Source organism: Psychrobacter sp. (assembly GCF_030457785.1).
In the GTDB taxonomy this organism is placed as follows: domain Bacteria; phylum Pseudomonadota; class Gammaproteobacteria; order Pseudomonadales; family Moraxellaceae; genus Psychrobacter.
Window position 1 is genome coordinate 1 of record NZ_JAKDUI010000175.1, and the last position, 5,675, is coordinate 5,675.

A 5,675-nucleotide genomic window follows, 5' to 3' on the forward strand; every position below is an offset into this window, starting at 1 on the left:
TATCAGTAATACTTGAGCAATAAATGCCAAGATTTAATATTAATTAAAGTAGAGCATTTGAAGCCTATCTTATTTGTCATCCAACAAAAAAAGCCACCCTATAAAGAGTGGCCTTCTATCAACGAGTATCTAAAAAACATCAGTTATTAGTGACGACCTTCGCCTGCAGGCTTGTCATAGCCTTTTGCGCTCATGCACGAATCTATTTTCTTCATATCACTTTTGTTTGGGCGACTATCTTTAGTCATTTTCACACCATTTCTTTTAGCGCAGTCATTCATGGCTTGCTTCATATCCGCTGACATAGCTGGTTTCTGGTGTTTGTGACTGCTGTTATGCGAGGCTCCGCTGGAGGCGCAGGCAGTGACGCCAACAGTAGAGGCTAAGGCGATAAATAGTAGTTTTTTCATGTGAAATCCTTAAGTGAGTATCTATATACAGTAGTCGTTCACGAATGTCGTTGAACTGCTAAAATAATAAGGCATCTAAGGTTCAAACAAACTTAACGAAAGATTAAGAAAGGTAACGCTACGGAACTGCACAGTTTGAAAATTGATATTTTAATTAAGTCCTACCTATAAGTGATGCGTACCTTACACCACCCAACAAAAAAGGCCACTCCTTAAAGAGCAGCCTTCAAATATCTATCTAATTACTAATCAAATTAACTTACACCTTTAAACCCTTATCCAAGCATCGGCTTCAAGAACTCGCCAGTATACGAGCCCTTCACCTCCGCCACTTCTTCAGGCGTACCTTCGGCGATGATCATACCGCCACCCTTACCGCCTTCAGGGCCTAGATCGATTACCCAATCCGCTGTCTTGATGACGTCCAAATTATGTTCAATGACCACGATGGTATTACCTTTATCACGCAGTGCATGCAAGATATTGAGCAGCTTATTGATATCATGGAAATGCAGACCCGTAGTCGGCTCGTCCAAGATATAGAGTGTCTGTCCCGTGTCGCGTTTTGCCAGTTCACGAGCCAGTTTCACCCGCTGCGCTTCACCACCAGATAGCGTCGGCGCAGACTGACCCAGACGAATGTAGCTCAGGCCGACATCCATGAGAGCCTGTAGGCGACGATAGATAGAGGGTATGGCTGAGAAAAACTCAGTGGCGTCCTCGACTGTCATTTCGAGTACATCAGCAATGGTTTTGCCTTTATAGTAGATCTCTAGCGTTTCGCGGTTATAGCGTTTGCCATGACAGCTGTCGCAAGGCACGTACATATCGGGCAAGAAATGCATCTCAACTTTGATCAATCCATCGCCTTGGCACATCTCACAGCGCCCGCCTTTGACGTTAAAGCTAAAGCGCCCAGGTTTATACCCGCGAGCACGTGCTTCTTGTGTTTGGGCAAACATTTCACGGACTGGCGTAAACACACCGGTATAAGTGGCAGGGTTTGAGCGCGGCGTACGGCCAATGGGGCTTTGGTCGATATCGACCATTTTGTCCAAGTTCTCCAGTCCGCTGATGCTGTCATGCTTGTCGGCGATCAATGTTGAGGCATTGTTTAGCTGAGTGGCAGCGATTGGCATCAAGGTGCGATTGATCAGCGTCGACTTGCCTGATCCTGAGACGCCAGTGACACAAGTCATGATGCCCACTGGCAGACTCAAATCGACGTCTTTTAGGTTGTTTCCAGAGGCGCCTTTCAGTTCAATACTCATTGGCACTTGTTTCGGTTTCGCTTTGCCTTTACTTTCCACCTCTAAAGTTTTGGCTTTGTGTCGAATGGTCGGTATTTCGATTTTCTTTTCGCCAGACATGTATTGTCCAGTCAGTGATTCTTTGGTTGCTGTGATTTCGTCGACAGTGCCTTGGGCGATGATGTGACCACCGTGCACACCGGCACCAATACCGATATCGATGACGTGGTCGGCTTGGCGGATAGCATCTTCGTCATGCTCAACGACGAGGACGGTGTTACCTAGGTCACGCAAGCGTGTTAGGGTTTTTAGTAGGCGATCGTTATCACGCTGATGTAGGCCGATTGACGGCTCATCAAGTACGTACATGACGCCCATGAGTCCTGCGCCGATCTGACTGGCCAAACGAATACGTTGGGCTTCACCACCAGATAATGTCTCGGCAGAGCGAGCGAGGGTCAGATAATCTAGCCCGACACTGACGAGGAAGTTTAAACGCTCATTGATTTCTTTAAAGATTTTTTCGGCCACTTCGCCCTTGTGCCCATCAATTTTCAGTGTTTTATAATAGTCCGCAGCGTCACCGATAGCTAGTTTGACGATTTCTGCGATGGTTTGTCCGTCGACACGGACGTTGCGTGAGATTTCGTTCAGACGAGCGCCGTCACAAACATTACAAGTGGTGTCGGCCAGGTACTTTGCCAGTTCATCACGGACGAGGTTGCTTTGGGTCTTGGCGTAGCGACGCTCTAGATAAGGCAAGACGCCTTCAAAAGGCACGGTCTTATTGGTTTTTCGACCGCGCTCATCGGTAAAGTTAAATGCCAGTTTTTCTTTACCTGAGCCTTGCATGATAATATTCTGCTGCTCTTTTGTCAGGTCTTGCCACGGTGTATCCATGTCGATTTCGAAGTGATTGCAGACGGTAGAGAGCAAGCCAAAGTAATAAGCATGACGCTTATCCCAGCCATTAATCGCTCCTTGGTTGAGCGATTTTTCTTGGTGAGTGATAAGCTTTTCGGCGGCGAAGTATTGACGCTTACCGAGACCATCACAACTTGGACAGGCGCCATATGGGTTGTTGAAACTGAACATTCGCGGCTCAAGCTCAGGCACGGCACGATCACAGACAGGGCAGGAGTGCTTGGCTGATAATACTTGGTTGTCTGCTCCGTCCTCTTTGGGATTGCCATCCATAAAGTGTAAAGTAATGAGACCTTGCCCCAAACGCAGGGCCGTTTCTAAGCTTTCAGCGACGCGATTGCCTAAGTCGTCACGAACTTTGAAGCGATCGACGACGACTTCGATGGTATGTTTTTTCTTCTTATCCAGTGTGGGTAGCTCATCGGTGTCATACACATCACCGTCGACACGCACACGGACGAAACCTTGCCCGATCAGTTGCTCAAGCAAGACCGTATGCTCACCTTTACGCTCACGAACCACAGGTGCTAAAATCATCAGCTTGGTTTCGTCTGGCAGTGCCATGACTTGATCGACCATCTCAGTCACAGATTGTGCAACCATGGGTTCGCCGTGCTCAGGACAGTAGGGCGTACCGATGCGCGCGTATAACAGGCGCAAATAATCATAGATTTCAGTAATCGTGCCCACCGTCGAGCGAGGGTTGTGGTTGGTGGACTTCTGCTCGATGGCGATAGCTGGAGATAGACCTTCGATACTATCTACTTCAGGTTTTTCCATTTGCGAGAGGAATTGACGCGCGTAAGCGGACAAGCTCTCGACATAACGGCGTTGTCCCTCGGCATATAAGGTGTCAAATGCTAAAGACGACTTACCAGAACCAGATAGGCCAGTGATCACCACGAACTTATCACGTGGAATGTCTAGATCAATGTCTTTTAGGTTGTGGGTGCGTGCGCCGCGTATTGCAATGTGGTCATTTGCCATCGGTTACAGGTTTCCTATTTGCTAAAATGCTGTTTAAAGAGATCAAAAAATAAAAGTATCTTAATATGCTGTCTGACATGACTGGATTATTTTTATATGCCAGTTCTGTGGATAGTCAGCCTTTAGTCGACTCAGTAAATCTAAATCAAATGAGTGTTAAGTAACAGGTATCGTTTGTTATTATTTTGACAACCAGTGCCATTTTTAGATAATCAGCACCATTGTAGAATAAGGCTTTTGAAGCACCTAACACCTGACGATGCTAGTGGTACTGTACTTTAATTGTCACGATGCCTGCATTATTCAAGGTTTGCGGCAGTAAATGTAGTGGGTAACGAAACCACGAAATAAAGTATGGTCGATACGAAATAAAACGGATACAGTGTCTAATAATGCGAAATTGGTACAAACTTTCCTGGCTTGCTGTGCCTACGCAGACAGAGTTTGCAAAAAATTCATCGCAGTCTCGCCGTATCTTTTTTATATTAGGCTGCCTTGTACCTATTTTAGAGTTTTTTTGACGATAGTATGACCATCTCAGAAACCAGGCGCTTTGAAAACCATGAGGGTAAGAGTGTTTTTGTATTGAGTGTGGTACAAAAGTTTCGGCAACCTAGCGGTGAATGCCCTATACTATGGGGCTTAATTTGTAGGCTGATGCCCTGATAGATAGGCAGTGATATACCAGAAATGATAAACCTGTGAGGCAAGTATGAATAGCGTGGAAAAAAAGGCGATCCTAGGGGTTGGCGGTATATTTGCCTTGCGGATGATTGGTCTGTTTATGATCGTGCCTGTGTTTTCGGTATACGGTAATGATTACATGCACGCCACGCCTTTGTTGATTGGTTTGGCAGTGGGTGTTTATGGTCTTGGGCAGGCAATTTTTCAGATTCCGATGAGCCTTGCTGCTGATAAATTCCCACGCAAACCTATTATCTTTTTGGGTCTGACCTTGTTTGCTTTAGGTGGCATTATCGCTGCTAATGCGACTGATATTTATCAAGTAATTATCGGTCGGGCGCTGGCAGGTAGTGGCGCAGTTTCTGCAGTGCTTATGGCACTGCTGGCTGATGTGACGCGTGAAGAAATGCGAACCAAAGCGATGGCGACGATGGGTTTGACCATCGCGACTTCTATTATGTTGGCGTTTGCTTTTGGTCCTTTGTTGGTTGGATCTGTGGGTATATCAGGCTTATTTTGGCTCACATCGGGCTTTGCGATTCTGGCGATGGTATTGCTTTTTATCGTGCCTACACCGCTTCGGGTACTTAAGCACAATTTAGACAATAAATCGATTGGTCAGCAGCTAGCCAGTGTCTTAAAAATCGGCGATTTAAACCGTTTGCATATGAGCATGTTTGCGCTTCATCTGACCATGACGGCGATTTTTGTGATCCTGCCGCATCAGCTTTCTGATGTGCTGGGGTTGTCGGTCCGTCAGCAAGGGTTGGTGTATTTACCGTTATTGTTTATCGGTTTTGCAGTGGCGATACCCTTTATTATTATTGCCGAAAAAAAACGCAAGATGCGCCAAGTATTTTTGGGCGCGATTGCATTAATGACAGCTGCGCTCGCGTTGCTGGCATTGGGTAGTCAGTTAGGTGCGGGCATTATCTTAGGGCTATTATTGTACTTTATGGGCTTCAATTTACTTGAAGCCACGATTCCATCTTGGATCTCTAAACGGGCACCAGTGGCCAATAAAGCCACAGCAATGGGGCTTAATTCATCGAGTCAGTTTTTTGGTGCGTTTGTCGGTGGTGCGATGGGTGGCGTGCTCTTGACGCAGCCAAATCTAATGGCATGGGGCGTGTTGGCTGTGATCATGGCTACCGCGCTATTATTAATCATCCCGATAGCACAGCCACCTTATTTATCAAGTACGACAGTCACCATCCCTAAAAATATCGATATTCAAAAGTGGTCGCAACAGATGCTGTCGGTAGAAGGTGTGGATGAACTGGTCGTGATGGCCAAAGAGCAAGTTGCTTATCTGAAGTTAGATAAATCACAACTAACAGACAGATCACGACAGGAGCTGTCGCATCTATCAGACAGTCGGCTAGATATTTAAACAAAAATTGGTTAAAGTAAAATTATA

3 protein-coding genes are annotated in these 5,675 nt (G+C 46.1%); 1 reads left to right on the forward strand and 2 read right to left on the reverse strand.

The features are described 5' to 3' along the window. Positions 1-146: 146 nt before the first annotated feature. A complete protein-coding gene (locus tag L0J61_RS08645) occupies positions 147-410 on the reverse strand; it encodes a hypothetical protein (protein ID WP_301466042.1) in 264 nt (87 codons plus the stop codon). 275 nt (positions 411-685) lie between these two features. Beyond that, a complete protein-coding gene (uvrA, locus tag L0J61_RS08650) occupies positions 686-3,571 on the reverse strand; it encodes an excinuclease ABC subunit UvrA (protein ID WP_301466043.1) in 2,886 nt (961 codons plus the stop codon). A gap of 712 nt (positions 3,572-4,283) precedes the next feature. Between uvrA and L0J61_RS08655 the strand changes: the two genes are divergently transcribed. Then, entirely contained in the window at positions 4,284-5,648 is a 1,365-nt protein-coding gene (locus L0J61_RS08655) for an MFS transporter (protein WP_301466044.1), read from the forward strand. Positions 5,649-5,675 lie beyond the last annotated feature (27 nt).

Excerpts from the sequence above, each read along its gene's own strand:
- L0J61_RS08645 (WP_301466042.1), bottom strand. The coding sequence starts at position 410 with ATGAAAAAACTACTATTTATCGCCTTAGCCTCTACTGTTGGCGTCACT.
- uvrA (WP_301466043.1), bottom strand. The coding sequence starts at position 3,571 with ATGGCAAATGACCACATTGCAATACGCGGCGCACGCACCCACAACCTA.
- L0J61_RS08655 (WP_301466044.1), top strand. The coding sequence starts at position 4,284 with ATGAATAGCGTGGAAAAAAAGGCGATCCTAGGGGTTGGCGGTATATTT.